23 protein-coding genes are annotated in these 25,499 nt (G+C 61.1%); 16 read left to right on the plus strand and 7 right to left on the minus strand.

Going from position 1 to position 25,499, the window contains the following annotated elements:
- Window positions 1-213 precede the first annotated feature (213 nt).
- Complete coding sequence (gene kdgD, locus K5Q02_RS10085) at window positions 214-1,125, plus strand: 5-dehydro-4-deoxyglucarate dehydratase (protein ID WP_225838789.1); 912 nt, start codon at window positions 214-216, stop codon at window positions 1,123-1,125.
- 537 nt (window positions 1,126-1,662) lie between these two features.
- On the opposite strand, the gene K5Q02_RS10090 is transcribed toward kdgD (K5Q02_RS10085), so the two are convergent.
- The 3 genes from K5Q02_RS10090 to K5Q02_RS10100 all read right to left on the minus strand — a co-directional run bounded on the left by K5Q02_RS10090 (window position 1,663) and on the right by K5Q02_RS10100 (window position 4,761).
- The gene (locus tag K5Q02_RS10090) at window positions 1,663-3,168 is read right to left on the minus strand and encodes a tripartite tricarboxylate transporter permease (RefSeq protein ID WP_225838791.1); all 1,506 of its coding nucleotides are present in this window, start codon (window positions 3,166-3,168) and stop codon (window positions 1,663-1,665) included.
- Window positions 3,169-3,189: 21 nt separating this feature from the next.
- Entirely contained in the window at window positions 3,190-3,687 is a 498-nt protein-coding gene (locus K5Q02_RS10095; protein ID WP_225838793.1) for a tripartite tricarboxylate transporter TctB family protein, read from the minus strand.
- Between the two features lie 105 nt (window positions 3,688-3,792).
- Window positions 3,793-4,761: a tripartite tricarboxylate transporter substrate binding protein gene (locus K5Q02_RS10100; RefSeq protein ID WP_225838795.1), complete on the minus strand. Its 969-nt coding sequence runs from the start codon at window positions 4,759-4,761 to the stop codon at window positions 3,793-3,795.
- 618 nt (window positions 4,762-5,379) lie between these two features.
- On the opposite strand from K5Q02_RS10100, the gene kdgD (K5Q02_RS10105) reads away from it, so the two are divergent.
- The 5 genes from kdgD (K5Q02_RS10105) to K5Q02_RS10125 all read left to right on the plus strand — a co-directional run bounded on the left by kdgD (K5Q02_RS10105) (window position 5,380) and on the right by K5Q02_RS10125 (window position 12,201).
- The gene (gene kdgD / locus K5Q02_RS10105; RefSeq protein WP_225838798.1) at window positions 5,380-6,291 is read left to right on the plus strand and encodes a 5-dehydro-4-deoxyglucarate dehydratase; all 912 of its coding nucleotides are present in this window, start codon (window positions 5,380-5,382) and stop codon (window positions 6,289-6,291) included.
- A gap of 300 nt (window positions 6,292-6,591) precedes the next feature.
- The gene (locus K5Q02_RS10110; RefSeq protein WP_225838800.1) at window positions 6,592-7,635 is read left to right on the plus strand and encodes a LacI family DNA-binding transcriptional regulator; all 1,044 of its coding nucleotides are present in this window, start codon (window positions 6,592-6,594) and stop codon (window positions 7,633-7,635) included.
- A gap of 417 nt (window positions 7,636-8,052) precedes the next feature.
- Window positions 8,053-9,405 carry an MFS transporter gene (locus K5Q02_RS10115; protein WP_225838801.1) on the plus strand — a complete coding sequence of 451 codons (1,353 nt, stop codon included), beginning with the start codon at window positions 8,053-8,055 and terminating at the stop codon, window positions 9,403-9,405.
- 76 nt (window positions 9,406-9,481) lie between these two features.
- Window positions 9,482-11,038 carry a galactarate dehydratase gene (gene garD / locus K5Q02_RS10120; protein WP_225838803.1) on the plus strand — a complete coding sequence of 519 codons (1,557 nt, stop codon included), beginning with the start codon at window positions 9,482-9,484 and terminating at the stop codon, window positions 11,036-11,038.
- Window positions 11,039-11,268: 230 nt separating this feature from the next.
- On the plus strand, window positions 11,269-12,201 hold the full coding sequence (locus K5Q02_RS10125) for a 2-hydroxyacid dehydrogenase (protein WP_225838805.1): 933 nt from the start codon (window positions 11,269-11,271) through the stop codon (window positions 12,199-12,201).
- Window positions 12,202-12,310: 109 nt separating this feature from the next.
- Here K5Q02_RS10125 and K5Q02_RS10130 read toward each other — a convergent pair whose 3' ends face one another.
- On the minus strand, window positions 12,311-12,988 hold the full coding sequence (locus K5Q02_RS10130; RefSeq protein WP_225838815.1) for a GntR family transcriptional regulator: 678 nt from the start codon (window positions 12,986-12,988) through the stop codon (window positions 12,311-12,313).
- Window positions 12,989-13,036: 48 nt separating this feature from the next.
- On the minus strand, window positions 13,037-13,771 hold the full coding sequence (locus K5Q02_RS10135) for an SDR family NAD(P)-dependent oxidoreductase (RefSeq protein ID WP_225838817.1): 735 nt from the start codon (window positions 13,769-13,771) through the stop codon (window positions 13,037-13,039).
- 289 nt (window positions 13,772-14,060) lie between these two features.
- Here K5Q02_RS10135 and K5Q02_RS10140 point away from each other — a divergent pair, with 289 nt between their 5' ends.
- The 4 genes from K5Q02_RS10140 to K5Q02_RS10155 all read left to right on the plus strand — a co-directional run bounded on the left by K5Q02_RS10140 (window position 14,061) and on the right by K5Q02_RS10155 (window position 18,108).
- Complete coding sequence (locus K5Q02_RS10140) at window positions 14,061-15,092, plus strand: ABC transporter substrate-binding protein (RefSeq protein WP_225838820.1); 1,032 nt, start codon at window positions 14,061-14,063, stop codon at window positions 15,090-15,092.
- A gap of 71 nt (window positions 15,093-15,163) precedes the next feature.
- Window positions 15,164-16,231 (plus strand): phosphotransferase, encoded by a 1,068-nt coding sequence (locus tag K5Q02_RS10145; protein WP_225838822.1) that lies wholly within the window; start codon window positions 15,164-15,166, stop codon window positions 16,229-16,231.
- Window positions 16,228-17,547 (plus strand): aspartate aminotransferase family protein, encoded by a 1,320-nt coding sequence (locus K5Q02_RS10150; protein ID WP_225838823.1) that lies wholly within the window; start codon window positions 16,228-16,230, stop codon window positions 17,545-17,547. The genes K5Q02_RS10145 and K5Q02_RS10150 overlap by 4 nt, the downstream gene beginning before the upstream one ends.
- Before the next feature lie 114 nt (window positions 17,548-17,661).
- The gene (locus K5Q02_RS10155) at window positions 17,662-18,108 is read left to right on the plus strand and encodes a YybH family protein (RefSeq protein ID WP_225838825.1); all 447 of its coding nucleotides are present in this window, start codon (window positions 17,662-17,664) and stop codon (window positions 18,106-18,108) included.
- A gap of 6 nt (window positions 18,109-18,114) precedes the next feature.
- On the opposite strand, the gene K5Q02_RS10160 is transcribed toward K5Q02_RS10155, so the two are convergent.
- The gene (locus tag K5Q02_RS10160) at window positions 18,115-18,675 is read right to left on the minus strand and encodes a tetratricopeptide repeat protein (RefSeq protein ID WP_225838826.1); all 561 of its coding nucleotides are present in this window, start codon (window positions 18,673-18,675) and stop codon (window positions 18,115-18,117) included.
- Between the two features lie 213 nt (window positions 18,676-18,888).
- Here K5Q02_RS10160 and K5Q02_RS10165 point away from each other — a divergent pair, with 213 nt between their 5' ends.
- From K5Q02_RS10165 to K5Q02_RS10175, 3 genes are read left to right on the plus strand one after another with little or no spacing between them, the layout of a single operon-like run.
- Window positions 18,889-20,178, plus strand: a complete 1,290-nt coding sequence (locus K5Q02_RS10165; protein ID WP_225838828.1) for an NAD(P)/FAD-dependent oxidoreductase — start codon at window positions 18,889-18,891, stop codon at window positions 20,176-20,178.
- Window positions 20,179-20,189: 11 nt separating this feature from the next.
- Complete coding sequence (locus tag K5Q02_RS10170) at window positions 20,190-20,747, plus strand: helix-turn-helix domain-containing protein (protein WP_225838830.1); 558 nt, start codon at window positions 20,190-20,192, stop codon at window positions 20,745-20,747.
- A 20-nt stretch (window positions 20,748-20,767) separates the two neighbouring features.
- Window positions 20,768-22,108, plus strand: coding sequence for a glutamine synthetase family protein (locus tag K5Q02_RS10175; protein WP_225838832.1), 1,341 nt, complete (start codon window positions 20,768-20,770; stop codon window positions 22,106-22,108).
- A gap of 86 nt (window positions 22,109-22,194) precedes the next feature.
- Here the strand turns inward: K5Q02_RS10175 and K5Q02_RS10180 are convergent, their stop codons facing one another.
- On the minus strand, window positions 22,195-22,806 hold the full coding sequence (locus K5Q02_RS10180; RefSeq protein ID WP_225838834.1) for a Yip1 family protein: 612 nt from the start codon (window positions 22,804-22,806) through the stop codon (window positions 22,195-22,197).
- Window positions 22,807-23,238: 432 nt separating this feature from the next.
- Here K5Q02_RS10180 and K5Q02_RS10185 point away from each other — a divergent pair, with 432 nt between their 5' ends.
- The 3 genes from K5Q02_RS10185 to cyoA all read left to right on the plus strand — a co-directional run bounded on the left by K5Q02_RS10185 (window position 23,239) and on the right by cyoA (window position 25,497).
- On the plus strand, window positions 23,239-23,541 hold the full coding sequence (locus tag K5Q02_RS10185) for a hypothetical protein (RefSeq protein ID WP_225838836.1): 303 nt from the start codon (window positions 23,239-23,241) through the stop codon (window positions 23,539-23,541).
- Window positions 23,542-24,150 (plus strand): DUF6436 domain-containing protein, encoded by a 609-nt coding sequence (locus tag K5Q02_RS10190; protein ID WP_225838838.1) that lies wholly within the window; start codon window positions 23,542-23,544, stop codon window positions 24,148-24,150. It begins immediately after the preceding gene.
- A gap of 450 nt (window positions 24,151-24,600) precedes the next feature.
- Window positions 24,601-25,497, plus strand: coding sequence for a ubiquinol oxidase subunit II (gene cyoA / locus K5Q02_RS10195; protein WP_042555389.1), 897 nt, complete (start codon window positions 24,601-24,603; stop codon window positions 25,495-25,497).
- Window positions 25,498-25,499 lie beyond the last annotated feature (2 nt).

Consider the following 25,499-nt stretch of genomic DNA (forward strand, 5'->3'; position numbering starts at 1 on the left):
TATGAGAAGGGCTTGCAGAAGTTGTCGGATGACGGTGGCCTGCAAGCGCTTCAGCTAATCGCAGGGATACCTGAGCATTACCTGACATGGCCGAGATAGAGCGCTCTGTGAGCGGACGAAGAGAAAAGTATGGCTTTCAATAATGTCGTACGATAACGTATCTCTAACAGCCTAGGCTGCTCAATTTCCATCCCCGCTACAGGTATTCGAAGAATGACCCCACAAGAATTAAAAACTGTCCTCTCCTCCGGTCTGCTGTCTTTCCCGCTGACCGATTTCGATGCCCAAGGCGAATTCAACCCAGAAGGCTACGTACGTCGCCTCGAGTGGCTGGCCCCGTACGGCGCTACCGCGCTGTTCGCCGCTGGCGGTACTGGTGAATTCTTCTCCCTGGCGGCCGACGAGTACTCGTCTGTCATCAAGACTGCCGTCGACACCTGCGCCGGCAGCGTGCCAATTCTCGCTGGCGTAGGCGGTTCCACTCGCCAGGCCATCCAGTACGCACAGGAAGCCGAGCGTCTGGGCGCCAAAGGCCTGCTGCTGCTGCCGCACTACCTGACCGAAGCGTCGCAGGAAGGTGTTGCCGCTCACGTCGAGCAGGTCTGCAAATCGGTGAAGATCGGCGTAGTCGTCTACAACCGTAACGTTTGCCGCCTGACCGCTCCGCTGCTCGAGCAACTGGCCGAGCGTTGCCCGAACCTGATCGGCTACAAAGACGGCCTGGGCGACATTGAACTGATGGTCTCGATCCGTCGCCGTCTGGGTGATCGTTTCAGCTACCTGGGCGGCCTGCCGACCGCCGAAGTCTACGCCGCTGCCTACAAGGCGCTGGGCGTACCGGTTTACTCGTCTGCGGTGTTCAACTTCATCCCGAAAACCGCGATGGACTTCTACCACGCCATTGCCAAGGAAGATCACGCCACCGTTGGCAAGATCATCGACGACTTCTTCCTGCCTTACCTGGACATCCGCAATCGCAAGTCCGGCTATGCAGTGAGTATCGTCAAGGCTGGCGCCAAGATCTCCGGCTACGACGCCGGCCCGGTTCGCGCTCCGCTGACCGACCTGCTGCCTGCCGAGTACGAGCAACTGGCTGCGCTGATCAAGAAGCAAGGCGCTCAGTAAGCTATACGCGACAAAACAAAAGCCCAGGCCTAGTGCCTGGGCTTTTTCGTTTGCGGCAATTATTTATGCTGTGGTCGGTGCTCTACAGTTAGTCAGGCTGTCTGATGCTTGATGGGCTGTCACAAGGCAAAAGCAGCCGGTCGCGATCTCGTGGGAGGGGCCGGGCGGCGATCCGCTTTAGCCGCGAGCTCTTTACGCTTAGCCAGGCAAAATCGAGGCTAAAGCCTCTCCCACAAACGTCGCCACGTTTCGACCTTCAGGCACCGCTTGATGATGGCTCCCACGCTCCCGCGTGGGAGCCCAATCCAGGGCGCTCTGCGCCCGCCAGGCCTCGACATCGGACGCAGAGCGTCCCTGCAGGCATTCCCACGCGGAGCGTGAGGAACGATCAGATCGAACCTCGCAGCAGATGACCGCTTTCGCCACTTTCCTGCCTTCGCTTTAGCATCTACACGCTTTGCCTGGATTGAATTCCAATATGCGAAAAAAGCCGCTGTAACCCTCGAGGCTACAGCGGCTTTTCCGTTTCGACGTCGCTTAGCTGCTGGTCACGATCTGCCCCTGCGGCCGGCGGATTTTCACGTATTCCTTGTAGGCGGTGACGATCACCACGATCACGGTGGCGACCAGCACCACGCCGGAGATCGGTTCGGTGATGAAGGGCATGAAGTCGCCCTGGCTGCTCATCAGGCCGCGACGCAGGTTGGTTTCGATGATCGGGCCGAGGATGAAACCCAGCAGTAGCGGAGTAATCGGCAGAGAGGCCTTCTTCATCAGCCAGCCCAACACGCCGAACACCAGCATGCAACCGACATCGAACAGGCGGTTGTTGATGCCGTAGGCGCCGATCACGCAGAGCAACATGATGATCGGCAGCAGGATGTGCTTGGGCACCGAGAGGATGTGCACGAAGCCGCGCATCAGGCCGAACAGCGCGATGATCATCGCCAGGTTGGAGACCACCAGGGCGGCGAAGATGCCGTACACCAGCAGGCTTTGGGTTTCGAACAGCATCGGCCCCGGGGTGATGCCGTGGATCATGAAGCCGGCCAGCAGGATCACCGAGGTGTTGTCGCCGGGAATGCCGAGCGTCAGCAGGGGCACCATGCCGCCGCCGGTCGAGGCATTGCCCGACGATTCGCTGGCGATCACGCCGTCGCTGATGCCGGTGCCGAACTTCTCCGGGTGCTTGGAGCGCTTTTTCGCGGCGCCGTAGGCGAGGATGTTGCACACCGCCGCGCCCAGGCCCGGCAGTACGCCGATACCGGTGCCGATCAGCGACGAGCGCAGCCAGTTGGGGAAGTGCGCAAGGATGGCTTTGACCGAGAAACCCAGATTGTTGAGCTTGTAGCTCAGAACCTGGAGCTTCTTCTGCGGTTTGCGCGATTCGGCTTCCTCGAGGATCTGCGATACCGCGAACAAACCGATCAGCGCAGGCAGCAGGGTGATGCCGGCGTCCAACTCGTGCCAGTCGAAGGTGAAGCGCGGGAAGGCGGTGATCGGCGCCATGCCGACGAAGGACACGGTGAGGCCGATACCAGCGGCGGCCATGCCGCGTGCCAGCGAGCCGCCGCTGAGGCCGGCGACCAGCGTCAGGGAGAACAGCGCCACGGCGAAGTATTCGTAGGGGCCGAACTTCAGCGCCACTTCGGCGAGGATCGGTGACACCGCGAACAGCACCAGTAGGCTGAACACGCCGCCCAGAAATGACGAAATGATCGCTACCGACAGCGCCTTGCCAGCCTCGCCACGAACGGCCATGGGATAACCGTCGAAGGTCGTCGCCACCGAAGCCGGCGTGCCGGGAATGTTCAGCAGAATGGACGGGATCAGACCGCCCGACGTGCCGCCGATATACAGCCCCATCAGCAGTGATAGGCCGTCCACTGGGCTCATGGCGAAGGTCACAGGCAGGAACAGGGCCACGCCCATGGTCACCGTCAGGCCGGGAATGGCGCCGATGATGATGCCCAGCACGGTTCCGCCGATGATCAGGAACAGTGTCTGGAAGTTGAGGATCGACAGAATGCCTTCGATTAACACGTTGCAGCTCCTTTCAGCGCTTTAGCCCATTAATCCGGCAGGCAGGCTGATGTCGAAAACGTTGACGAACAGGTAGTAGGCAGCGATGGCCGTGACCAGCGAGGAAACTGCGAACACCAGGTAGCGACGGTTGCCGTCCTTGGTCAGCACGATCATCTGGGCGAAGGCGTAGAGCACCGATGAGAGCAGAAAGCCCAGCGGGTCGAGCAGCGCCAGGTAGATGAACATCAGCACGATGCTCAGCAGCACGGCGGGGAGACCGCCAAACACGCCCGGTTCGCTTTCCTCGGCCTTCAGTGGCTCGCGGTTGCGTCCAGCGCTGCGCCAGGTGGAGGCCACGATGACCAGGCCGACGATGAACAGCAGCAGGGCGGTCAGGCGTGGCATGAACGAAGCGCCGACGCCGATGGCGGCGAAATCCTTGAGGTTGGCCGAGGCGACGAACATCGTTACGGCGCCGAGAATCACCGCCGAACCTGTGATCAGGTCACGGTAATCGCGTAACGCGAATTGAGGCATGAGCGCTCTCCTGTCCGGGGGGCAAGCCAGCCCGGAGGGAAGGAATAGGGAAGGGCGCCTCATCGCAGCGCCCAGACATTGCCTGAGATATTCAGGCGAGCGGGCTTACTGGCCGCGCAGCAGGCTTTGATACTGCTGCAGCGTTTGCTGCTGGGCCTTGGCGAAAGCAGCGCCTTCCTCCGGGTCGAGGTAGGTCGGGGTCACCAGCATCTTCTTGGCTTCGGCGTGGTACTCGGGGTTCTCCACCACGCGCTTGACCGCCGCAGAGAACTTCTCGACCACCGCGGTCGGGGTTTCTTTGGGCATGGCGAAGAAGAAGAACTTGCTGAAGCTGGCCGGGAAGCCCTGTTCGGCGGTGGTAGGTGAGTCGGCGATCAGTGGGTTGCGTTCATCCGAGAGCAGGCCGAGGTTGATGAAGCTGCCGGCCTTCAGGTAGTCGCGCACCAGGTTGTACTGGACGTTGATCAGATCCACGCGGCCGCCTCGCAGGGCGACGATCTTGGCGGTGTTGCCGCCCACGTCGATGAGGTTCATCTTCACGCCCAACTCGTGCTCCAGGGCAACGCCGACCAGGTGCGGATAGCCGCCGGTGAGCATGCCGAAGCGGGTCTGGCCGGGATTGGCCTTGGCGTAGTCGACGAAGGACTTCATGTCTTGGTAGGGCGCATCCTTGCCGGTCACCAGAATGGTGGTGTCATCTTCCATGGCCACGGCGACCATCTGGAAATCATCGATGTCGATGTCCGATAAGCCGGCCAGCTTCGGCACCATGGCCTCGCCGTGGAAGAACAGTGCGGTGTAGCCATCGGGCTTGGCCGACATCACCCGGCGCATGCCGATGGTGCCACCACCACCATCCACGTTGACGGCCACCAGCGGCTTGCCGAGTTCCTTTTCCAGGTAGCGGTTGAAGACGCGAGCATTCACATCGGTGTCACCACCCGGGGCGATGGGCAGTACGACTTGAATGGCCTTGGTCGGGTACTTGTCGTCGGCATACACGTGGGGCGCTACGGCGCTCATGGAAAGGGCCGCAAACAGACCGAGGGCTTTGTGCAGGGAGGTGTGTCGCATGGGTATTTCCTTCTCTTGTTATTGTGCAGCGAAGGTGCGGGGCGCCGTTGTCAGGCTTCCGCTGATGGCCGCAATCGGCGCAGCCATGCACGGCACCTGGGTGAAAACAGGCGCTGGTTGGTGGCGGCGTGATGGTGGCTCGAACGCGGGTGGCTACCGACGTTGTATGTGGTGCCGCAATGCGCTTGATTGATGGGGGAGGGCGGTCAGGCCGGCATGCGGCTTGGCGCAAAGGACATTGATGTCCTGGCGGTTGCGGAGGGGTGTCGTCATGTTGCGCACCTTTATGATTGTCGATTCGTAACAGCTATCTGGCTGAGGTCGTCGTACGACCTATCTGCTGCTTATTGCCCGTGAACGCTTGGGTCAGTGGGAACTTTCTTCGCCAGAAAGCGACTTTTCACCAATCTAAAGCATGAGATTTCCAATGTAATTGGAGATTTGCCGAGGTTTTTCCTGTTTTTTGGACATATCGTTGGACTTTTCAGCTATCGCTCCGAAATGGTGCAAGTAGAAGAAAAATGCCCTCTGGGACTTGGAATATTTATAGTTGTACGATAACGTATGACTTCCGTTGCCGGTAACGGCCTCCATGTCCTCATCCAAGGTGTAAGAAGAATGACTCCACAAGAATTAAAAACCGTCCTCTCCTCCGGCCTGCTGTCCTTCCCGCTGACCGACTTCGATGCTGCTGGTGAATTCAACCCGGCTGGTTACGTACGTCGCCTCGAGTGGCTGGCCCCGTACGGCGCTACCGCTCTGTTCGCCGCTGGTGGTACTGGTGAGTTCTTCTCCCTGGCTGCCGACGAGTACTCCTCCATCATCAAGACTGCCGTCGACACCTGCTCCGGTAGCGTGCCAATCCTGGCTGGCGTAGGTGGTTCCACTCGCCAGGCCATCCAGTACGCACAAGAAGCTGAGCGCCTGGGCGCCAAAGGTCTGCTGCTGCTGCCGCATTACCTGACCGAGGCCTCGCAGGAAGGTGTGGCTGCGCACGTCGAGCAAGTGTGCAAGTCGGTGAAGATCGGTGTGGTGGTCTACAACCGTAACGTCTGCCGCCTGACCGCTCCGCTGCTGGAGCAACTGGCCGAGCGTTGCCCGAACCTGATCGGTTACAAAGATGGCCTGGGTGACATCGAACTGATGGTCTCGATCCGCCGTCGTCTGGGTGATCGTCTCACCTACCTGGGCGGTCTGCCGACTGCTGAAGTCTATGCCGCTGCTTACAAAGCACTGGGCGTACCGGTTTACTCCTCGGCGGTGTTCAACTTCATTCCGAAAACCGCGATGGACTTCTACAACGCGATCGCCCGTGAAGATCACGCCACCGTTGGCAAGATCATCGATGACTTCTTCCTGCCGTACCTGGATATCCGCAACCTGACAGCCGGTTACGGGGTCAGTATCGTCAAGGCTGGCGCCAAGATCTCCGGCTACGACGCCGGCCCGGTTCGCGCGCCACTGACCGACCTGCGGCCTGCCGAGTACGAGCAACTGGCTGCGCTGATCAAGAAGCAAGGCGCCCAGTAAGCGCTTCGTCTTTGCAAGGCACTCGAAAAGCCCGGGCCTCGTGCCCGGGCTTTTTGCATTCCGTAGGCAACACTCGATTACAGCTGTGTCTAGGGTCTGTTGACGTTTCACGCACGGCCGCGCCGGAGCCTGTTTTTGCGCGAGGCAAGGCACGAGATGCGAAGTTTGGCGGGCCAAATGAGCCATCGAGTAACGCCGTCTCGCGGCAACGCGGCTCGCGTTGAAACGTCAATAGACCCTAGTTACTGCCCTGTGCGCTGGTTAAGATGCGGCTTCTCTCGCACAACCCCGCGGCCCGTCATGGCAAAGAAATCCCCCCGCTCTGCATCCACGCTGTCGCCTGTCAACAAGGGCGCGAGCGTCACCCTGATCGACGTGGCCAAGGTGGCGGGTGTGTCGCCGATCACCGTATCGCGGGCGCTGCACCGGCCCGAAGTGGTCAGCGAGGATGCGCGCAAGAAAGTCCTCGAAGCCGTGCGCGTGACCGGTTACGTGCCGAACATGCTGGCGGGCGGGTTGGCGTCGAACAAGAGCCGCTTGATCGCCATCTTCGTGCCGACCATCGCGCACTCGATCTTCGCCGAGACGGTGCAGTCGTTGATGGATCACCTGACTGCCGCCGGCTACCAGACCATGATCGGCCTCACCGGCTATTCCGCCGAGCAGGAAGAGCGTCTGCTCGGCGCGGTGCTGGGGCGGCGCCCCGACGGGATCGTGCTGACCGGCACGCTGCACACCGAGGAGAGCCGGCTGCGCTTGCAGGCGGCCGGCATTCCTGTGGTAGAAGCGTGGGATCTGGGCGCGTCCCCCATCGACATGCAGGTTGGCTTCTCCCACGAAAAGGTCGGCCAGGCGCTCGCCAATCATCTGCATGGCAAGGGCTACCGACGTTTCGCCATCGTCTCGGTGGACGACTCCCGGGCTTTCCGGCGGGGCAACAGCGTGATCGCGCAGCTCAAGGAGTTGGGGGTCGATGAAGTACCGATGGCAGTGCTTAGCGCGCCCGCCACGCTGCAAAGCGGACGGGAAGGGCTGCGTCAGTTGCTCGCCGACGGTCATCAGCCGCAGGTGATCGTTTGCAGTTCGGATACCGTGGCCCAGGGCATCCTGGCCGAGGCGGCGAGCCAGGGCATCGAGATTCCCAGCCAATTGGCGGTAATGGGCTTCGGTGACTTGTCCAGCGCAGCGCACCTGCATCCGGCGCTGTCGACGGTGAACGTCGACGGCGCGCGCATGGGCAAGCAGGTCGCCAACGCGCTGTTGCAGCGTTTTCGTGATGCTGGCGAGCTGGAGCCAGTGCGTCTGGATACCGGCTTCACGCTGGTCGACCGCGCTACCACCTGACCTCTCATCAGACAACTGACAACGTAACAAGAAATTGCTTGAATGATTGCGCAATCATAGTAGAGTCGGCTGTGTAGCGAACTGCGTGGTGCCGTGTTCACTGCCGGATTGATTGCGCAATCATTGATTGCCGTCACCGTGCCAGGCGCCGTCAGCCAATAAGGATAATAAAACCGTGAAAAACAGTATCCGCACGTCCTCCCCAAGCCCCAAAACGGGCTGCGTTCGACCGTCCTTGTCTGCGCCCAACGTTCTGAGATCCGATCCGGGTGTCACGACGTCTGCTGCCACGAGCTAGCGCGCCAAGTACAACCTCGTTCAAAACTTGATGATCCCCGCCCCAAGGCGGCTGGTACGCCCGCACGTGCCTGATAACAACCTTTTCAGTAATAAAAATAACACTGAGGTGAGATCTCCATGGGAGACACGAAGAAAACCCACGTCCGTTACCTGATACTGCTGATGCTGTTTCTGGTAACCACCATCAACTACGCCGACCGCGCCACCATCTCCATTGCTGGTTCCAGCATGCAGAAGGATCTGGGCATTGATGCGGTCACTCTTGGCTTTATCTTCTCTGCTTTCGGCTGGGCTTATGTGATCGGGCAGATTCCGGGCGGCTGGTTGCTCGACCGTTTCGGCTCCAAGCGCGTGTATGCCGCGGGCATCTTCATCTGGTCGCTGTTTACCCTGCTGCAGGGCTTCGTCGGCATGATGCCGATTGCCTGGGCCGTGGTGACCCTGTTCGTACTGCGTTTCATGGTCGGTTTCGCCGAAGCGCCTTCGTTCCCCGGTAACGCGCGCATCGTCGCCGCCTGGTTTCCTACGGCAGAGCGGGGCACGGCGTCGGCCATCTTCAACTCGGCGCAGTATTTCGCCACCGCACTGTTCGCGCCGCTGATGGGCTGGATCGTCTACACCTACGGCTGGGAGCACGTGTTCGTGGTCATGGGCGTGCTGGGCATCATATTCGCCGGCGTGTGGATGAAGACCATCTACAACCCCAAGGAACACCCGCGCGTCAGCGCTGCCGAGGTCGAGTACATCGCCAACAATGGCGGCCTGGTCGATATGGATCAAACCAAGGGCAGCGGCGGGCCGAAGTGGAATTACATCACTCAGCTGCTCACCAACCGCATGATGGTTGGCGTCTACCTGGGCCAGTACTGCATCAACGCCATCACCTATTTCTTCCTGACCTGGTTCCCCGTGTACCTGGTGCAGGAGCGCGGCATGACCATCCTCAAGGCCGGCATCATCGCCTCCTTGCCGGCCATCATGGGTTTCGTCGGTGGCGTATTGGGCGGCGTGCTCTCCGATTGGCTGCTGCGTCGCGGTCACAGCCTGACCCTTGCGCGCAAGTTGCCGATCGTCTGCGGCCTGATGCTGTCGACCAGCATGGTGCTGTGCAACTACGTCTCCGCCGAGTGGATGGTCGTCGGTTTCATGACCCTCGCATTCTTTGGTAAAGGTCTCGGTGCCCTGGGTTGGGCCGTGGTATCGGATACTTCGCCCAAGCAGATCGCCGGCCTGTCCGGTGGCCTGTTCAACACCTTCGGCAACATCGCTTCGATCACCACCCCGATCGTCATCGGCTACATCATCAGCGCCACGGGTTCGTTCAAGTGGGCATTGGTGTATGTAGGCGCCAACGCGTTGGTAGCGGTATTCAGCTACCTGTTTATCGTCGGCCCTATCCAGCGCGTCGTGCTGAAGGATGAAAACGGCCAGGCGCTCAACGATCAGGCTTCGCCTGCTCCGGCGACCTGACCCCGCTCATGGCCTCGCCTGGCACCGGCAGGCGAGGCCATGAACGTGTTACCACAACAAGAAAAGGATTAGCCCCATGGAACTCATTCAACATCTGGACTCCCCGCGTTACATCCGCCTGCACGCCGACGACAATGTCGGCGTAGTGGTCAATGAACAGGGGGTGGCGGCCGGTGGCCGTTTCGCCGATGGCCTGGAGGCGCTGGAGGGCATTCCGCAGAGCCACAAGGTATCGCTGGTGGCGATTCCCGAAGGTGGCAACGTGGTGCGCTACGGTGAGGTGATCGGCTATGCGCTGAACCCCATCGCCGCCGGCACCTGGGTGACCGAGGCGGTGCTGCGCATGCCCGAGCCGCCAGTGCTGGACAACCTGCCCAAGGCGACGATCAAGGCCCCTGCGCCGGCGCCGTTGGAAGGCTATACATTCGAAGGCTTCCGTAACCCGGACGGCACCGTCGGCACGCGCAACATCCTCGGCGTGACCACCACCGTGCAGTGCGTGGTCGGCGTGCTCGACCATTGCGTCGACCGCGTGCGCAAGGAAATCCTTCCCAAATACCCGAACGTCGACGACGTGGTGGCGCTGTCGCACAGCTACGGCTGTGGTGTGGCGATCAACGCGCCGGACGCCGTGGTGCCCATCCGTACCCTCTACAACATCAGTCGTAACCCCAACCTTGGCGGCCAGGCGCTGGTGATCAGCCTGGGCTGCGAAAAGCTGCAGGCCAATCAGTTGATGGATGGCGACCAGTTGACCAACGGCATGGAGGAGGAGGAGTGGCTGTTCCGCTTGCAGGATTCCAGCACCGGCTTCGTCGGAATGGTCGAAGAAATCATGGCCATGATCGAGGAGCGCCTGAAGGTGCTCGATCAGCGTCGTCGCGAAACCGTACCGGCTTCCGAGCTGGTGGTCGGCATGCAGTGTGGCGGTAGCGACGCGTTCTCCGGCATCACCGCCAACCCGGCCCTCGGCGTGGCTTCTGACCTGCTGGTGCGGGCTGGCGCCACCGTGATGTTCTCGGAAAACACCGAAGTGCGTGACGGCATCCACCTGCTTACCCCGCGTGCCTCGACCACCGAAGTGGCCGACGCGCTGATCCGCGAGATGGATTGGTACGACCGTTACCTGGAACGCGGCATGGCCGATCGCAGTGCCAACACCACGCCAGGCAACAAGAAAGGCGGCCTGAATAACATCGTCGAGAAGGCCATGGGCTCCATCGCCAAATCGGGCAACAGTCCGATCGTCGGCGTGGTTTCGCCGGGCGAGCGGATTCGTGGCAAAGGTCTGTACTTCTGCGCCACCCCGGCCAGCGATTTCATCTGCGGCACGCTGCAATTGGCGGCCGGCATGAACCTGCACATCTTCACCACCGGTCGCGGCACGCCCTATGGCCTGTCCATGGTGCCGGTGATCAAGGTAGCCACCCGCACGCAACTGGCGGAGCGCTGGCCGGACCTGATCGACGTCGATGCCGGGCAGATCACCTCGGGGCGCATGACCCTCGACGAGATGGGCTGGCACATTTTCCAGCTCTATCTGGACGTCGCCAGCGGCAGGAAGCAGACCTGGGCGGAGAAGCATCGCCTGCACAACGACTTGGTGCTTTTCAATCCGGCTCCAGTGACCTGAGAACCAGCCTAAAGTCAGCTGCGCGTCGGCCCTGCGGCGTTAAAAACAGGCTCGGAATGCTCATGTACAAAAGTACACTCCGCTTCCTCGCCTCTTTTTGCCTTGCAGGGCTCTAGCTCGCAAGACTTGAGGCCGGTTCGTTTTATAGCGCGATGATCACTGCCGCGTTGCTTTCGCTTGCGCAGTGGCAGGTATCATCTGCTTCTCAGCCAGAATCAGAGGAGAGCTGCATGAGTCGCCCCAACGTACTTCAGGTCGGTCGTTTCCCGAGCCGCTTCAACGAGCGTCTGCAGCGCGACTATCAACTGACCCGCCTTTGGGAACAGCCCAAGGATTTTCTCGCCGAGCACGGTGCCGATATCGACATCGTGGTCACCTCGGCTCGCTACGGTTGCTCGGCCGAGCAACTGGCGCAGATGCCCAACCTGCGGGCCATCTGCAGTTTCGGTGTCGGCTACGATTCGATTGCCGTCGATGACGCGAAAGCGCGGGGCATCCCCATCAGCACCACGCCGGACGTACTCAACGAATGTGTCGCCGATACGGCCATCGGCCTGCTCATCGACACCGCACGGCAGTTCTCCGCCTCCGATCAGCATGTGCGGCAGGGCAAATGGCTCAAGGGCCAGTACCCGCTGACCCGCAAGGTCAGTGGCAAGAAACTGGGCATCGTCGGCTTTGGCCGGATCGGCAAGGACATCGTCAAGCGTGCTGCCGGTTTCGACATGGAAATCCGCTACCACAATCGCCGTCCCGATCCGACCACCGACTATGGCTACGAGGCCGATCTCAAGGCGCTGGCAGGCTGGGCCGATTTTCTGGTGCTGGCCTGTCCCGGTGGGGCGTCGACCCATCATCTGATCGATGCTGCAGTGCTCGAGGCGCTTGGGCCGCAAGGTATCGTCGTGAATATCGCCCGGGGCAGCGTGATCGATGAGCAGGCGCTGGTCGCTGCATTGCAGGCCGGTACCCTAGGTGGTGCAGGGCTGGACGTGTTCGAAGATGAGCCGCGAGTGCCCGACGTACTGTTCGAGATGCCCAACGTGGTGCTCTTACCCCACGTTGGCAGCGCCACCGAGGAAACCCGGCTGGCCATGGAGAACCTGGTGTTCGATAATCTCGATGCCTTTATAGAGCGTGGTGAGCTGGTCACTCCGCTCTGACCGAATAGGCGGGTCGCCTCGGCGGCCTCGCTTATACGCGCCGGGCCACAAGCCTGACCGCGGTTCTTACCCTTGAGCGTCACCCGGTGCGCCACAAGCGCACCGGTTCTCAGGCTACCGTGGCTTCGCGCTGAGCGATGAATTCCATCATCTTCTGATTGCCATCGAGAATATCGGTGCAGATCGCCTGGCGCGCCGCAGCGCCGTCGCCTTTTTCCAGGGCGCGCAACACTTCCCAATGATGTTCGATGGCCATGCGTTCGTTGAAGTCGCCGTAGGCCAGGGCGATCAGTGGGCCGGTACGCATCCACAGGCTATCGAGCACGTCGCGCAGCAGCGGCATGCCGGCAATATCGGCCAGGGCAAAATGAAAAGCCTGATTGAGCTTCAGCGCAGCGACCAGTTCACCGCTGTGCACGGCGTGCAGGTTGTCGCGAATGTTGCTTTCGAGCACCTGCAGCTGCTCGGCCGTCACCTTGGCGGCTGCGGTTTCCGCCGCCAGGCCTTCAAGCGCCAGACGGATGCTGCGGATCTCGGCGTACTGCTCCTGGCTCAGTACCGGCACGCGAATATCTCGCGGCGTTTTGAGAACCAGGGCCTTTTCCTTGGCCAGTTGCAGAATGGCGTCGCGCACCGGTGTGACGCTGGTGCCCAACTGCTCGGCCAGGTCGCGGATGCGCAAGCGATCGTCAGGCCGAAAGCGGCCGGTGATCAGCGCTTCGCGCAGCAATGCATAAACGCCACTGCCCAGGTAGGCGTGGCTGAGACCATCGATGGGGTACTTCATGGCAGTGACTTCCGGAGCGCGGGCGCGCGGATTCTACCGCGGCGAACGTCACACGTGCTGCCCGCCATTAACGTGAATTTCTGCGCCGTTGACGTAACCCGCGCCGGAGGTACACAGAAAATGCACCAGTGACGCCACCTCCTCGGGTTTGCCCAGGCGATGCATGGGAATGTCGCGTTCGACGATCAGCTCGGTGCCCGAGGACAGAATCGAGGTGTCGATCTCACCGGGAGCGATGGCATTGACCCGCACGCCGTGGCAGCCGAACTCATGGGCCATCTCCCGGGTCAGGGCGGAGAGGGCGGCCTTGGACGCAGCGTAGGCCGAGCCCGCGAATGGGTGCACCCGTGAACCGGCGATGGAGGTGACGTTGATGATGCTGCCCTTGGCTGCCTTCAGCTCTTCGAACAGGCCGCGGGCGAGCAGGGCCGTGGAGAACAGGTTGACGTTGAACACCTGGATCCAGGTCGCGTAGTCGCTGCCCAGCACGCCGAGGCGCTGGCCTTCGTCGCCCTTGGGCGACACGCCGGCATTGTTGACCAGTGCATCCAGGCGCCCGCCAAGCTTTTCGCGTATTAGCGGCAGGCTCTCCTCCAAGTGCTCGATGTCCTCCAGATCCAGGTGGATATGGTTGAGCTTGCCTTCCGCCCACGGGCATTCAGCCACCCAGTCATGCCGCGAGGCGGTGAACACCCGCCAACCGGCCGCGTTGAAATGCTTCACCGTGGCATGGCCGATGCCGCGGCTGGCGCCGGTCAGCAGCAGCGTTTTCTGATCGCTCATTGCGTATCTCCCGGAATAGAAGGCGTGCTCAGGCACAACTGCCTGGATGGATCATGGCTCAATTAAAAATATGATGCATCATAATTTTCTGAGTGCTTTAATGGCCCTGCCGTGCAAGCCAATAACAACAATTAGATGGCCTGATGAACGTTGTCAGCCTCCCAGCGCTAGGCTCCCGCTCCACCCCCAGGTACCTAATGGTTCTTGTAGGTAAAGCATCGGTGTTCGTTTCTTGAAGCTGCCCTTACCCATCCAGAGCCTGAAGAGGCCCTGCCAGGAGCAACCCTCAATGTTCAAGAAAACCGCATTACTGATCGCCATCACCTGCAGCGCCGCGACCTTGCAAGCGGCGGAAAAGCTCGCCGTGGTTTCCTTCGGCGGCGATAACAAGGTGGTTCAGGAAAAAGCCTTCTACAAACCCTTCGAAGAGCGCGAGAAGGTGCGTATCGAAGCCTCCGCGTACAACGGCGAGATGGCCAAGATCAAGGTCATGGCCGATACCGGTCAGGTCACCTGGGATGTCGTAGAAGTGGAGACCCCGGAACTGATCCGTGGTTGCAGTGAAGGGCTGTTCGAGCCGCTGAACTGGGCAAGCATCGGCAAGCGTGAGGATTTCATCCCGGAAGCGGTGAGCGAATGTGGCGCCGGCATTTTCATCTGGTCGACGGTGCTGACCTACGACAGCAGCAAGCTCAAGGGCACACCGACGGGATGGGCGGATTTCTGGGATGTGAAGACATTCCCCGGCAAGCGTGGCCTGCGCCGTGGCGCCAAGTTCACGCTCGAGTTCGCCCTGCTCGCCGATGGCGTGGCGCAGGCCGATCTCTACAAGGTGCTGGGCACCGACGAAGGTGTCGAGCGGGCGTTCCGCAAGCTCGATCAGATCAAGTCGAATATCCAGTGGTGGGAAGCCGGTGCGCAGCCATTGCAGTGGCTGGCCGCCGGGGACGTGGTGATGACTTCGGCCTACAACGGTCGGGTTACCACCGCACAGAAGGAAGGCCGCGATTTCGTCATGCAGTGGAACGGCAGCCTCTACGACCTTGATCACTGGGCGATCGTCAAAGGCAGCAAGAACAAGGAGCTGGCCGAGAAATTCATCGCAATGGCCAGCACGCCGGAACTGCAGAAAGTCTACGCCGAGGGCATTCCCTACGGCCCGACCAATATCCACACGACCGCGATGATCGATCCGGCGATCCAGAGCAGCCTGCCAACGGCGCCGCAGAACCTGAAGAACGCACGGGCCATGGATATCGAGTTCTGGATCGACCATGGCGAAGATCTGGAGCAGCGTTTCAACGCCTGGGCCAGCAAGTAAACGCGCGGTGCCCGGCCGCCTAGAAGCAGCCGGGCACCGCCAGTAAGCAGTCAATTGCGGAGTGTAAGGATGTGTCGCTGAATACCCTGGTTGTGCATGATCCCTTGTTGCAGGCGCAGCCGGCCCGGGTCAGCCCGGTGCGGGCTGGCGCCATCGCCAGCGAATGCTTTGGCGTGCTGGGCGCGATCCGGCCGTTGGCCGGCGAGCGCGATCTGAATTTCCAGCTGTCTTGTGCGGACGGCTCATCCTACCTGCTGAAAATTTCCCATCCCCTGGAGAATCCCCAGGTGGTGGACTTCCAGAATCAGGCCCTGCTGCATATCCAGCGGGCCGATCCCGAACTCCCCGTGCAGCGTGTATATGCAGCGCGGGACGGGCGCTATGCGGTCTCCGTCGATATCGACGGGCAGCAGATGCTGGTGCGTCTGTTCTCCTTCGTCGAGGGCTTGCCGCTGCACCAGGTGGCACAGCGCAGTTCGGCGCTTCGTCATAACCTGGGCGAGGCCATGGCGCGGCTCGACCGCGCGCTGAGCGACTTTCACCATCCTGCCTCAAGCCATGAACTGCTGTGGGACATGCAGCAAGCCACACGGTTGCGGCCATTGCTGCAACACATCGATGACGGTGAACTGCGCGATCTGGTGACGCAGGCGCTGGATGCCTTCGAGGGCCAGGCACAGCCGCGTTACCCGCAGCTGCGTGCGCAGGTCATCCACAACGATCTCAACCCGCACAACGTCATCGTTGACCCCCTGCGTCCGGAGCGACTGCTCAACATCCTCGACTTCGGCGATATGGTGCATGCGCCGCTGATCAATGAAGTCGGCGTGGCAGCCGCCTATCAACTGGGCAGCGAGGGCGACGTGCTGGCGCCGGCGCTGACCTTCATCGCCGCTTATCACCGCCTCAATCCGCTACACGATGCCGAGCTGGATATTCTCGCCGAACTGATCGCCACGCGGCTGGTGATGACCATCAGCATTACCGCCTGGCGGGCCAGCCTGCATCCGGAAAATCGCGACTACATCCTGCGCAACGTTCGCCAGGCGAGTGCCAGTCTGCGTGGCCTGGCGGCCATCTCCAGCGATACGGCGCGCAATCGAATTCATCAGGCCTGTCAGGGAGCGCTGCAGCCATGAGCATGATCAACGGTTTCGGCGCCGCCGATGCGGCACGTTTGAGCGACAGGGAAAAAAGCCTGATCGAGCGTCGTGAACGGCTGCTTGGCCCCGCCTACCGGCTGTTCTACGAGCGCCCGCTGCACACGGTGCGCGGCGAGGGCGTGTGGCTGTACGACGAGAACGGTCGCGCCTATCTGGACGCTTACAACAACGTTGCGTCCATTGGCCATTGCCATCCGCGGGTGGTACAGGCCATCGCCGAGCAGGCGGCGCGCCTGAATACCCACACCCGCTATCTGCAGGAAGGCATTCTCGATTATGCCGAGAACCTGCTCGCCACCTTTCCCGCCGGCCTGCAGCAGGTGATGTTCACTTGCACCGGCAGCGAAGCCAACGACCTGGCCCTGCGCATCGCCCGCCATTACACCGGCGGCACCGGGGTGATCATCACCCGGTTCGCCTACCACGGCGTTACCGGCGATATTTCCTCTCTGTCGCCGTCGCTCGGTGCGAGCATCCAGCTGCCCGCCCATGCGCGCAGCGTGCGCGCGCCGGACGCCTATCGTCTGGGTGCCGAGCAGGCGGGCAAGCTGTTCGCCGAGGACGTACGCGCCGCCATCGCCGATCTGCGCGCCAACGGCATCAAGCCTGCGGCACTGCTGATCGACGGTATCTTCGCCAGTGATGGCATCTTCCCAGGCCCTCAGGGCTGCATCAGCGAAGCAGTGGCCATCGCTCAGGCCGAAGGGCTGCTGTATATCGCCGATGAAGTGCAGTGCGGTTTTGCCCGTACCGGTGAACACATGTGGGGTTTTCAGCGGCATGCCGTGCAGCCCGATCTGGTCAGCCTCGGCAAACCGATGGGCAATGGCCAGCCGATCGCCGGCGTGGTGGTACGCCCTGAAGTGCTCGAGCCCTTCGGGCGCAGCATGCGCTACTTCAATACCTTCGGCGGCAACCCGGTGTCCTGCGCCGCCGGCCAGGCCGTGCTGGATGTGATTCGTGACGAAGGCCTGCAGCAGCGTTCGGCGCAGGTTGGCGGCTATCTGCTCGATGAGCTTGGCAAGCTGAGAGAGCGTCACGAGCTGATCGGCGATGTACGCGGCGCCGGGATGTTCCTCGGCGTCGAACTGGTGACCAACCGGGCAAGCAAAAAACCGGCGGCGGAGCAGACGCGGCGGGTGGTCAACGGCATGCGTGAGCGTGGTGTGCTGATCAGCGCGGCCGGGCCACTGGAGAACATCCTAAAGATTCGCCCACTGCTGGCCTTCGAGAAGGCGCATGCGGATCTGCTGGTCTTTGCATTGGACGAGGCGTTACAGGCGCTGGCTTAGCGCTCCAGGCAGGGCATTCGTCGCCTTCTCCGACCACTGCTGATCGCCCGGCTATAGTAGGGCTACATCGGAGCGCATGGGCGCTTCGAATGTGGACGATGAGTGGAGGAGGCGATGAATACCATCACCCGGAACGCGGCGGATCACGCCAGCATCGAGCAGACGTTGAAGCACTGGAGCCAGGCCGTTACCGACAAGGATCTGCCACGTATCCGCGAACATTACTGCGCCGATGTGGTGGCTTTCGATGCAGTAGGGCAATTGCAGTTCAAAGGGCGCGATGCCTATATGGCGCACTGGCAAGCCTGCATGGCCGCCTGCCCAGGCCCTACCTTGTTCGATGTGCAGCAGTTGCACATCGAGTTGGGGCAGGATTTGGGCTTTGGTTATTTCCTTTGCCACTGCGGGGGGATCAACGAGCAGGGTGAAATGCAGTCTTCATGGATGCGCGTCAGTCAGAGCTATCGTAAGCAGAACGATCACTGGCTGATCGCCCATGAGCATTTCTCCATCCCCTTCGACATGCTCACCGGGCAGACGGCTTTCGGTCTGCAGCCATAGGCGCAGTCAGGCGCCCGGTTTGCTGTCCAACGCCTTGCAACTGGCTGCGTAGTTCTGCCTACAGGCGCTCTGGAACAGGCGGCGGGCCTGGTTCGGGTCGCGTTCGACGCCCTGGACGCCACGCATATAAAGGTTGCCGAGAATGTGCTGAGCCATGGGGTTGCCGCTGCTGGCGGACTGGTTCAGGTACTTGAGCATGGCTTGCGGGTTGCCGAACTCAGGGTTGTCGCGCCCGGTGTACAGGTAGGCGAGGCTGACGGCGGCTTCGGCATGGCCGCGGTCGGCTGCCTGTTTCCACCAGTATTCGGCCTGTTTGAGATCCTTCTGCGGATTGCCGACGAAGTAGAAGCTGCCGAGCTTGAACTGGCTGTCCAGGTCGCCGCGTTGCGCCATGCTGCTCAGGCGTTGGAAGTCGTCGTCACCTGCCTGCTGTTCAGGCGTCACTGCTGCGGCCGGATCCTGGGTGGCGGGCGGCTTGGCTGCATCTTCCCGGCTGGCGCAACCGGCCATCAGCAGGATGCCGAATGCCAGCAACAGAGGAGTGGTCAGGTGTGAAAGTCGGTTCATTGCTTGGCTCCAGGGCAAGGACGGGCTGTGCTCGGTGACCGATTCTGGTCACACAGCCGCCAGTGCTTCGATTGTTGTGGGGGGTTCGACCCGGTTGCAGCTCAACGGTTCGTTCATCTCGGTAAAAGTCGAACCGGCTTGGCGATGTGAAATTAATCGTGTATTTTTTCATGAAATATCTTTCGATAATTTCATTTCATTTCATTTCATTTCATGTTCAAGCAATCCGCCCAGCATGTCGGTACTTACTATGCCGGCACCTACCCCGGCCCGATTCCACTTCGTCCTGCTCTGGAGGCTAGCCTCGATTGTGACGTGCTGATCATCGGCGCTGGTTTCAGCGGTCTGCACACCGGCCTGCGCCTGGCATTGACTGGCAAGCGCGTGGTGCTGCTGGAGGCCAGTCGTGTTGCCTGGGCGGCGTCTGGGCGTAACGGCGGGCAGGCGTTACTGGGCTGGTCCTGCGATATGCCGCCGCTGGAAAAGGCGCTTGGCCTAGAGGGCGCGCGACGCCTCTGGGACAGCATGTGCTGGGCTGCCGAAGAAATGCGCGAGCTGCCCGGGCGCCACGGTTTTGAGGTTGATTACCGGCTTGGCAGCTTGTGGACTGCAGTCCAGCAGCGGCGTGTCGGTCAGTTGCGCGAGGCGCAGAGCGAAGCACTGCACAAATGGGGCTATGGGGATCTTCGCCTGATCGAGGGCGAGGAGCTGCGCGAGTGGGTCGATAGCCCGCGCTATATCGCAGCGCTGCACGACGCCCGTGGCGCTCATCTCAATCCGCTTAAATTGGCCCAGGGGCTGGCGAAGGCTATCGAACAGGCTGGCGGGCTGATCTTCGAGCAGAGCCAAGTGCTCGATTACGCAGAGGTGCCTGGCGGCTATCGTGCGCGTACCGCTCGAGGTGAAGTGCGGGCCGATGTGCTGGTGCTGGCGTGCAATGCCTATCTCGATGATCTGGACAGATCCCTGTCCCGGCGCATTCTGCCGGTGGGCTCCTATCAGGTGGCGACGGCGGTGCTCGATCCACAGCTGGCGCGTTCGCTGCTGCCCCATGACAGCTGCGTGATCGACAACCAGTTCGTCCCTGACTATTTCCGCCTTATGCCGGACAACCGCCTGCTGTTCGGCGGTGGTTGCACCTATCTGGGGGGCTTGCCCAGTGACGTGCCCGCGGCGACCCGGCCCTACCTGGAACGGGTGTTTCCGCAGCTCGCCGGTGTGGATATCGAGTTCGGCTGGGGCGGGCATATCGACGTCACCATGAAGCGCACACCCGATATCGGTCGCCAGGGGCAGCGTTACTGGCTGCAGGGATTTTCCGGGCACGGCGTGCTGCCGACCCTGGCCGCGGCGCGGGCGGTGAGCGATTCGATTCTTGGCGATGAGCAGTTGTTGGCACTCTATCAACGAATCGGCAATCCGCGTTTTCCCGGCGGCTCCTGGCTGGCTGCGCCGCTCGAAGCGGCTGGCAAGGCCTGGTACCGGCTGCGCGACAGCATCTGAAGGACAGCGCCATGGACATGCAAGAAGAAATCGAGGGGCTCGCGATCCTGATTCGCGACCTGCGCAAGCACAAGAACCTGACGTTGGGTGAGCTGGCGGCACGTATCGGTCGCTCGGTGGGCTTTCTGTCCCAGGTCGAGCGTGGCCTGTCGCGGCCGACCGTGGCCGATTTGACCGCCATCAGCGAGACCCTGGGGGTGCCGACCACCTACTTCTATAGCCTCGCCAAGCCGCGGGTGTTGCCTTGGGTCACCCGGCCAGGGGAGCGCCGCACACTCTATTACGCCGGTGGGATCACCGATGTGCTGGTTTCGCCGAGCATGTCGGCCGGGTTCTCCATGCTGGAAAGTCACCTGGCGCCTGGTGCCACCAGTGGTGACGGGCACCTGAACGACAGTTCCGAGCAGGGCGGCTTCGTGCTCGAAGGGCAGTTGAGCATCTGGCTGGACGATCAGCCGGATCCCGTCACTCTGGGCCCCAACGACAGCTTCCAGTTGCCGCCCCATCGCCACTTTCGTTACGCCAACCTCACTGATCAGCCCGCACGGGTACTCTGGGTGTTCCGCTGAGCGGACACAGGAACCTCGCCATGACCACCGACAACCTGCTCGACGAAGTCCGCACCTTTCGCGCCGCTCACCCTGACGTTCGCTATGTGGATCTGATCTGCCTGGACATTCCCGGGCATTTCTACGGCAAGCGCTATCCCATCGACATGCTGGAGAAGGTCGCGGCCGGCAGCCTGCTCAAGCTGCCGCAGAACTGCGTGCTGCTCGGCGCCCAGGGCGGCCTGCATGTGATCGGCGACTACTGCTTCAACGATGGCGACCCGGATGCCACCCGCCGGCTGATTCCCGGCACGCTCAAGCCGGTGCGCTGGGAAAACCAACCCTTGGGCCAGATGCTGATCAGCTCCGATGGCACCGAATCGCCCATCGAGTTCGAACCGCGAGAGGTGTTGTCGCGGGTGCTGCAGCGGTTGGCGGCCAAGGGCATTCGCCCAGTGGTGGCCTTCGAACTGGAGTTCTATCTGTTTGACCGTGCCCTCAAGGACGGGCTGCCGCAGTACCCGCGCGACACCCTGTGTGGCGATGAGGACGACCAGCCCACTCTGCACATCGACCGGCTGTCGCGCTTCTCCACGGTGCTGCACGAGATAGTCGAGGCGGCCGAAGAGCAGGGCATCGACGCCAACGTGATCACCGCGGAAATCGGCCCAGGGCAGTTCGAGATCAACTTCGGCCATTGCGATGATGGCCTGCAGGCGGCGGACTGGGCTGCGCTCTTTACGCGGCTTACTCGCGGTGTGGCGCTCAAGAACGGTCATCGCGCTAGCTTCATGAGCAAGCCGTATCTCGACGCGCCGGGCAGTGGCATGCACGTGCATGTCAGCCTCTATGACGAACAGGGCAACAACCTGCTGGCGGTCGACGAACAGCGGCCGCTACGCCACGCGGTAGCCGGTTGCCTGGAGTGGTTGCCGCACTGCATGCCGATCTTCGCCGCCCACCACAACGCCTACCGACGCTATGGCTCGCGGGTCAATGCCGCGAGTCGCGCCAGTTGGGGCTATGAAGATCGTGATGCCTGTGTGCGTATCCCCGATTCGGACGCTCGCAACCTGCGCATCGAGCACCGTCTTGCGGGTGCTGATGCCAATCCCTATCTGGTACTGGCGGCGATTTTGGCGGCGATGGAGTACGGCCTTGAGCAGCGACTGGAGCCTATCGCGCCACTCAATGAGAACCGCCAGAGCGGTATCGATTTCCCCATGGACATGCTTTCCGCGGTCGCAGCCATGCGCCACCATCCTTCGGTGAATGCCGGGTTGGGCGAGGAGTTCGTGATGGTTTATTGCGAGAACAAACGCCAGGATCACCTGGCATTTATGGACAGCATCAGTGCCCGCGAATATCGCTGGTTCCTTTAAGCAGGCCTTGAGCCAAAAGCCCCAGGCCAGGGCACTGCTGTCGCAGTGTCTGGATTGGGGCTTGCAGTTTGAGACTGGTGGCTGTCTTAACGGAACAGCGACCAGCTTACCGCATAGTCATCGAAGCCCAGGCCCCAGAGCGCAACGGTCAGTGCCAGAATCAGCTCCAGTACCAGCACGCCGATCGCCAGAGTGCCGCCGGAGATGGTCAGGCCTTCGTTGACCGGAATACGCAGGAACGCTGGCATGCCAACATAAAGAAGGCGAGCGCTGTAGGCGAGGGCGATGATGCCGACCATCAGCAGCAACCATGCCTTGGGATAAAGCAGTGCGATACCGGCAATGAACAGTGGCGTGGCTACATAGCCTGCGAAGACGATACAGCGGCGACGACTCGGGCGACTGGCAAACGAATCCGACATCCAGTGGATGACGTTACCCATGATGGCAACGCCGACCAGCATCAGGATATAGAACACGATACCCAGCGCTGCTGCCGTGGGTAATGCCACCTTGTAGGCCTCTCCACCCAGATGCCAACCGATTTGGGTGGTGCCGATGAAGGCGCTGACGACGGGAATGAGTGCCATCAGTAATACGTGATGGGCGTAAAGGCGCGTGATGCTTTCCTTTTCCCGATCAATGTTGCGCCACTCGCGGCCCGGATTGGCCAGTAGCCCCCAAATGTGATTGATCATGACTCTTCTCCTCTGGCTCCGGCATTGCTGCCGGTATGAGATATCCGAGAGCTGATCAGCCTGGATCGTGCGGCACCCGCAATACAATTCAGCCCTCACAAGGTATGAGTGAAGTTCACCGCAATAGGTTTGACCAGAAATTTGCCCGATGCCGGCTGCAGGCACTTACAGCGCGCCAGGCATCACGCCAGAGGCTGCGAATGACGGGATGCTCGGCGGGTTCCGCGAGCGAGCAGAAGCGTCGTAACGGAGTATGTCCGGCGACGATCATGGGCGCTCTGGCGCAGGCCTTGGAGCCCTGTAATAGCGGGCCTCAGCGGCTCGGCAGGGTGGGGGAGGGCGATAACCCTGCTTTTTCTGTGTGCTTTTTGGCCCCTGCCCCGGCCAGGGTAAAAATGCTATGTTCCGCACCCTCTTCGGCAGGGGTAGATCATGAGCGACGACAAGGCACGCAATCCATCGACAGATCAGCTGGACACTGGCAAGCGCGGCGGCTGTCTGTGGCTGACCCTGTTGGGCCTGGCTTTCATCGCCCTGGTTTTCGGCATCATCATCTACGCCATCACCCGTGAGCAGACCGCCGACATTCAAGCCAACGAGCTTGGTGCCATCCAGGCCTGCTGGGTCAAGGCGAATGACCCGTCTGCCAAGCCGACCTCGCGCTCGTTCGCTACCGATAGCTGCAAGGAAATGGAAAAGCAGTTCCGTATCAAGTACGGCCGTGAGCCCGAGTAGATGAGCAAGGACCAGACCGCCCCGTCCAAGCGCTTCCTGCTGATTTTGTGCCTGCTGCTGCTGGCCATCGTGCTGGCGATCGCTGCCTGGGTGTGGGGGCGTTTTGGCGTGGCGTATCTGCGCCCCTTCGGTGATCAGGAACAAGCAGTGTTCTTCGAGGGCGGCGGGCTCAAGCTGCCTGCCGAACTCGCCGGGCCTGGCAAGATTCGTGTGGTGCATTTCTGGGATCCCCAGTGCCCGTGCCACAAGGAAACCGACGCCCACCTCAATTATCTGATCAGCCTCTACCGTTTCTCCGGGGTCGAGTTCTACAGCGTGCAGAAGCCCGGGAGCGAGGGCGAGATGCTGCCGTTCCTGCGTGGCAAGCTCACGCCGCTCGAGTCTTTGGAAGGCATGGAGTCGATTCCGGCCAGCCCGGCCATCGCCATCTGGGATCAGCAGGGCCGTTTGGCCTATGCCGGCCCTTATAGCGAGGGGTTGGTGTGCAACTCCTCGAACAGTTTCGTAGAACCGATTCTCGACGCGCTTTCAGCTAATCGCAGCGTTTCTGCGGCCAATACCATGGCCGTAGGCTGCTACTGCGACTGGAAACCGGCAGAAGGATCCTGATTTCAGGCAATTCCCTGTATTTTTAAGGGGTATTGCTGTGCGACATATTGCCGCGCAATTTTGGTGATATGAGCCACTATTATGAGTCGCAACATATCCATTTATCCGTAGCCCGTTAGCGGGCCGCGATTTTGTCTCGCGCTGTAGGTGCGGTCATATGGGGCTTTGCGAGTTAAGCGAGATGTCACCGGGCGCAGGGTTGCGGCCGGCGGTGTAGGGCTGGGGCAGGGCGGGGCGAGCTGTACACCCCGACTATTTGTAGGCCCATCGTCGTTATGCGGTTGGTTTTTTTGGCTGCGTAACCGAAAATGTCGCCCCCTCCGTTTAGTAGTTTCGATGCTGAAACGATTTCGGTGCGCCTGTGCACCGTTTTCCTGGCATGCCCTGCCGTATTGGGTATCAGGCTGAACAGAACGCTATGTGGGATATCACTTTGCTGAAGGTCGTGAAATGAGAGAAGAGAAGTACCACCGCTTGTTCCGCACGCTTCTGACGATTGTCGTGGCCGTCTCCCTGAGTGGCTGCGATTGGATTCTTTTCGATTCGAAAGGCCAGATCGGCATCGAGCAGCGCAACCTCATCATTACCGCCACTCTGCTGATGCTGATCGTGGTGGTGCCCGTCATTTTCATGACCATTCTGTTCGCCTGGCGCTATCGCTCCTCGAACAAAGACGCGACTTACGCGCCTGAGTGGGCTCATTCGCACAAGATCGAGGCCATCGTCTGGGGCGTTCCTTGCGTGATCATCGCCGTACTGGCGGTCATTACCTGGAAAACCACGCACGAGCTCGACCCGTACAAGCCGATCGAATCCGACGTCAAACCGCTGGTTGTCGAAGTGGTTTCGCTGGACTGGAAATGGCTGTTCATCTACCCGGAGCAGGGCATCGCTACCGTCAATGAACTGTATGTGCCTGCGAACACCCCGCTGAGCTTCCAGATCACCTCTCAGACCGTGATGAATACCTTCTTCATCCCGCAACTGGGCGGCATGGTCTACGCGATGGGCGGTATGCGCACTCAGCTGCATCTGATTGCCAACGAGCCGGGCGAGTTCTTCGGCGTGTCGGGCAACTACAGCGGCCATGGTTTCTCTGGCATGAAGTTCAAGACTCATGCAACCAGCAACGAAGAGTTCGAGCAGTGGGTGGCCAAGGTCAAACAGTCGCCGAACACGCTGGACTTCAACGGCAGCTACCAGCTGCTGAGCAAGGCAAGTGAGAACAATCCCGTCGAGTACTTCAACGCTCAGCCTGGTCTGTTCCGTCAGATCCTTGGCCAGTACATCGATTACAAGAGCAACCCTGTGAGCGAAGCCGCGCACGATTCAGGTGCGGAGGAATAAAC

The organism is Pseudomonas sp. MM211, assembly GCF_020386635.1.
Classification (GTDB): domain Bacteria; phylum Pseudomonadota; class Gammaproteobacteria; order Pseudomonadales; family Pseudomonadaceae; genus Aquipseudomonas.

Bases quoted from the DNA above. Each gene is read 5' to 3' on its own strand.
- kdgD (WP_225838789.1), top strand. From the start codon at position 214: ATGACCCCACAAGAATTAAAAACTGTCCTCTCCTCCGGTCTGCTGTCT.
- K5Q02_RS10095 (WP_225838793.1), bottom strand. From the start codon at position 3,687: ATGCCTCAATTCGCGTTACGCGATTACCGTGACCTGATCACAGGTTCG.
- K5Q02_RS10100 (WP_225838795.1), bottom strand. From the start codon at position 4,761: ATGCGACACACCTCCCTGCACAAAGCCCTCGGTCTGTTTGCGGCCCTT.
- kdgD (WP_225838798.1), top strand. From the start codon at position 5,380: ATGACTCCACAAGAATTAAAAACCGTCCTCTCCTCCGGCCTGCTGTCC.
- K5Q02_RS10110 (WP_225838800.1), top strand. From the start codon at position 6,592: ATGGCAAAGAAATCCCCCCGCTCTGCATCCACGCTGTCGCCTGTCAAC.
- K5Q02_RS10115 (WP_225838801.1), top strand. From the start codon at position 8,053: ATGGGAGACACGAAGAAAACCCACGTCCGTTACCTGATACTGCTGATG.
- garD (WP_225838803.1), top strand. From the start codon at position 9,482: ATGGAACTCATTCAACATCTGGACTCCCCGCGTTACATCCGCCTGCAC.
- K5Q02_RS10125 (WP_225838805.1), top strand. From the start codon at position 11,269: ATGAGTCGCCCCAACGTACTTCAGGTCGGTCGTTTCCCGAGCCGCTTC.
- K5Q02_RS10130 (WP_225838815.1), bottom strand. From the start codon at position 12,988: ATGAAGTACCCCATCGATGGTCTCAGCCACGCCTACCTGGGCAGTGGC.
- K5Q02_RS10135 (WP_225838817.1), bottom strand. From the start codon at position 13,771: ATGAGCGATCAGAAAACGCTGCTGCTGACCGGCGCCAGCCGCGGCATC.
- K5Q02_RS10140 (WP_225838820.1), top strand. From the start codon at position 14,061: ATGTTCAAGAAAACCGCATTACTGATCGCCATCACCTGCAGCGCCGCG.
- K5Q02_RS10150 (WP_225838823.1), top strand. From the start codon at position 16,228: ATGAGCATGATCAACGGTTTCGGCGCCGCCGATGCGGCACGTTTGAGC.
- K5Q02_RS10155 (WP_225838825.1), top strand. From the start codon at position 17,662: ATGAATACCATCACCCGGAACGCGGCGGATCACGCCAGCATCGAGCAG.
- K5Q02_RS10160 (WP_225838826.1), bottom strand. From the start codon at position 18,675: ATGAACCGACTTTCACACCTGACCACTCCTCTGTTGCTGGCATTCGGC.
- K5Q02_RS10165 (WP_225838828.1), top strand. From the start codon at position 18,889: ATGTTCAAGCAATCCGCCCAGCATGTCGGTACTTACTATGCCGGCACC.
- K5Q02_RS10170 (WP_225838830.1), top strand. From the start codon at position 20,190: ATGGACATGCAAGAAGAAATCGAGGGGCTCGCGATCCTGATTCGCGAC.
- K5Q02_RS10175 (WP_225838832.1), top strand. From the start codon at position 20,768: ATGACCACCGACAACCTGCTCGACGAAGTCCGCACCTTTCGCGCCGCT.
- K5Q02_RS10180 (WP_225838834.1), bottom strand. From the start codon at position 22,806: ATGATCAATCACATTTGGGGGCTACTGGCCAATCCGGGCCGCGAGTGG.
- K5Q02_RS10185 (WP_225838836.1), top strand. From the start codon at position 23,239: ATGAGCGACGACAAGGCACGCAATCCATCGACAGATCAGCTGGACACT.
- K5Q02_RS10190 (WP_225838838.1), top strand. From the start codon at position 23,542: ATGAGCAAGGACCAGACCGCCCCGTCCAAGCGCTTCCTGCTGATTTTG.
- cyoA (WP_042555389.1), top strand. From the start codon at position 24,601: ATGAGAGAAGAGAAGTACCACCGCTTGTTCCGCACGCTTCTGACGATT.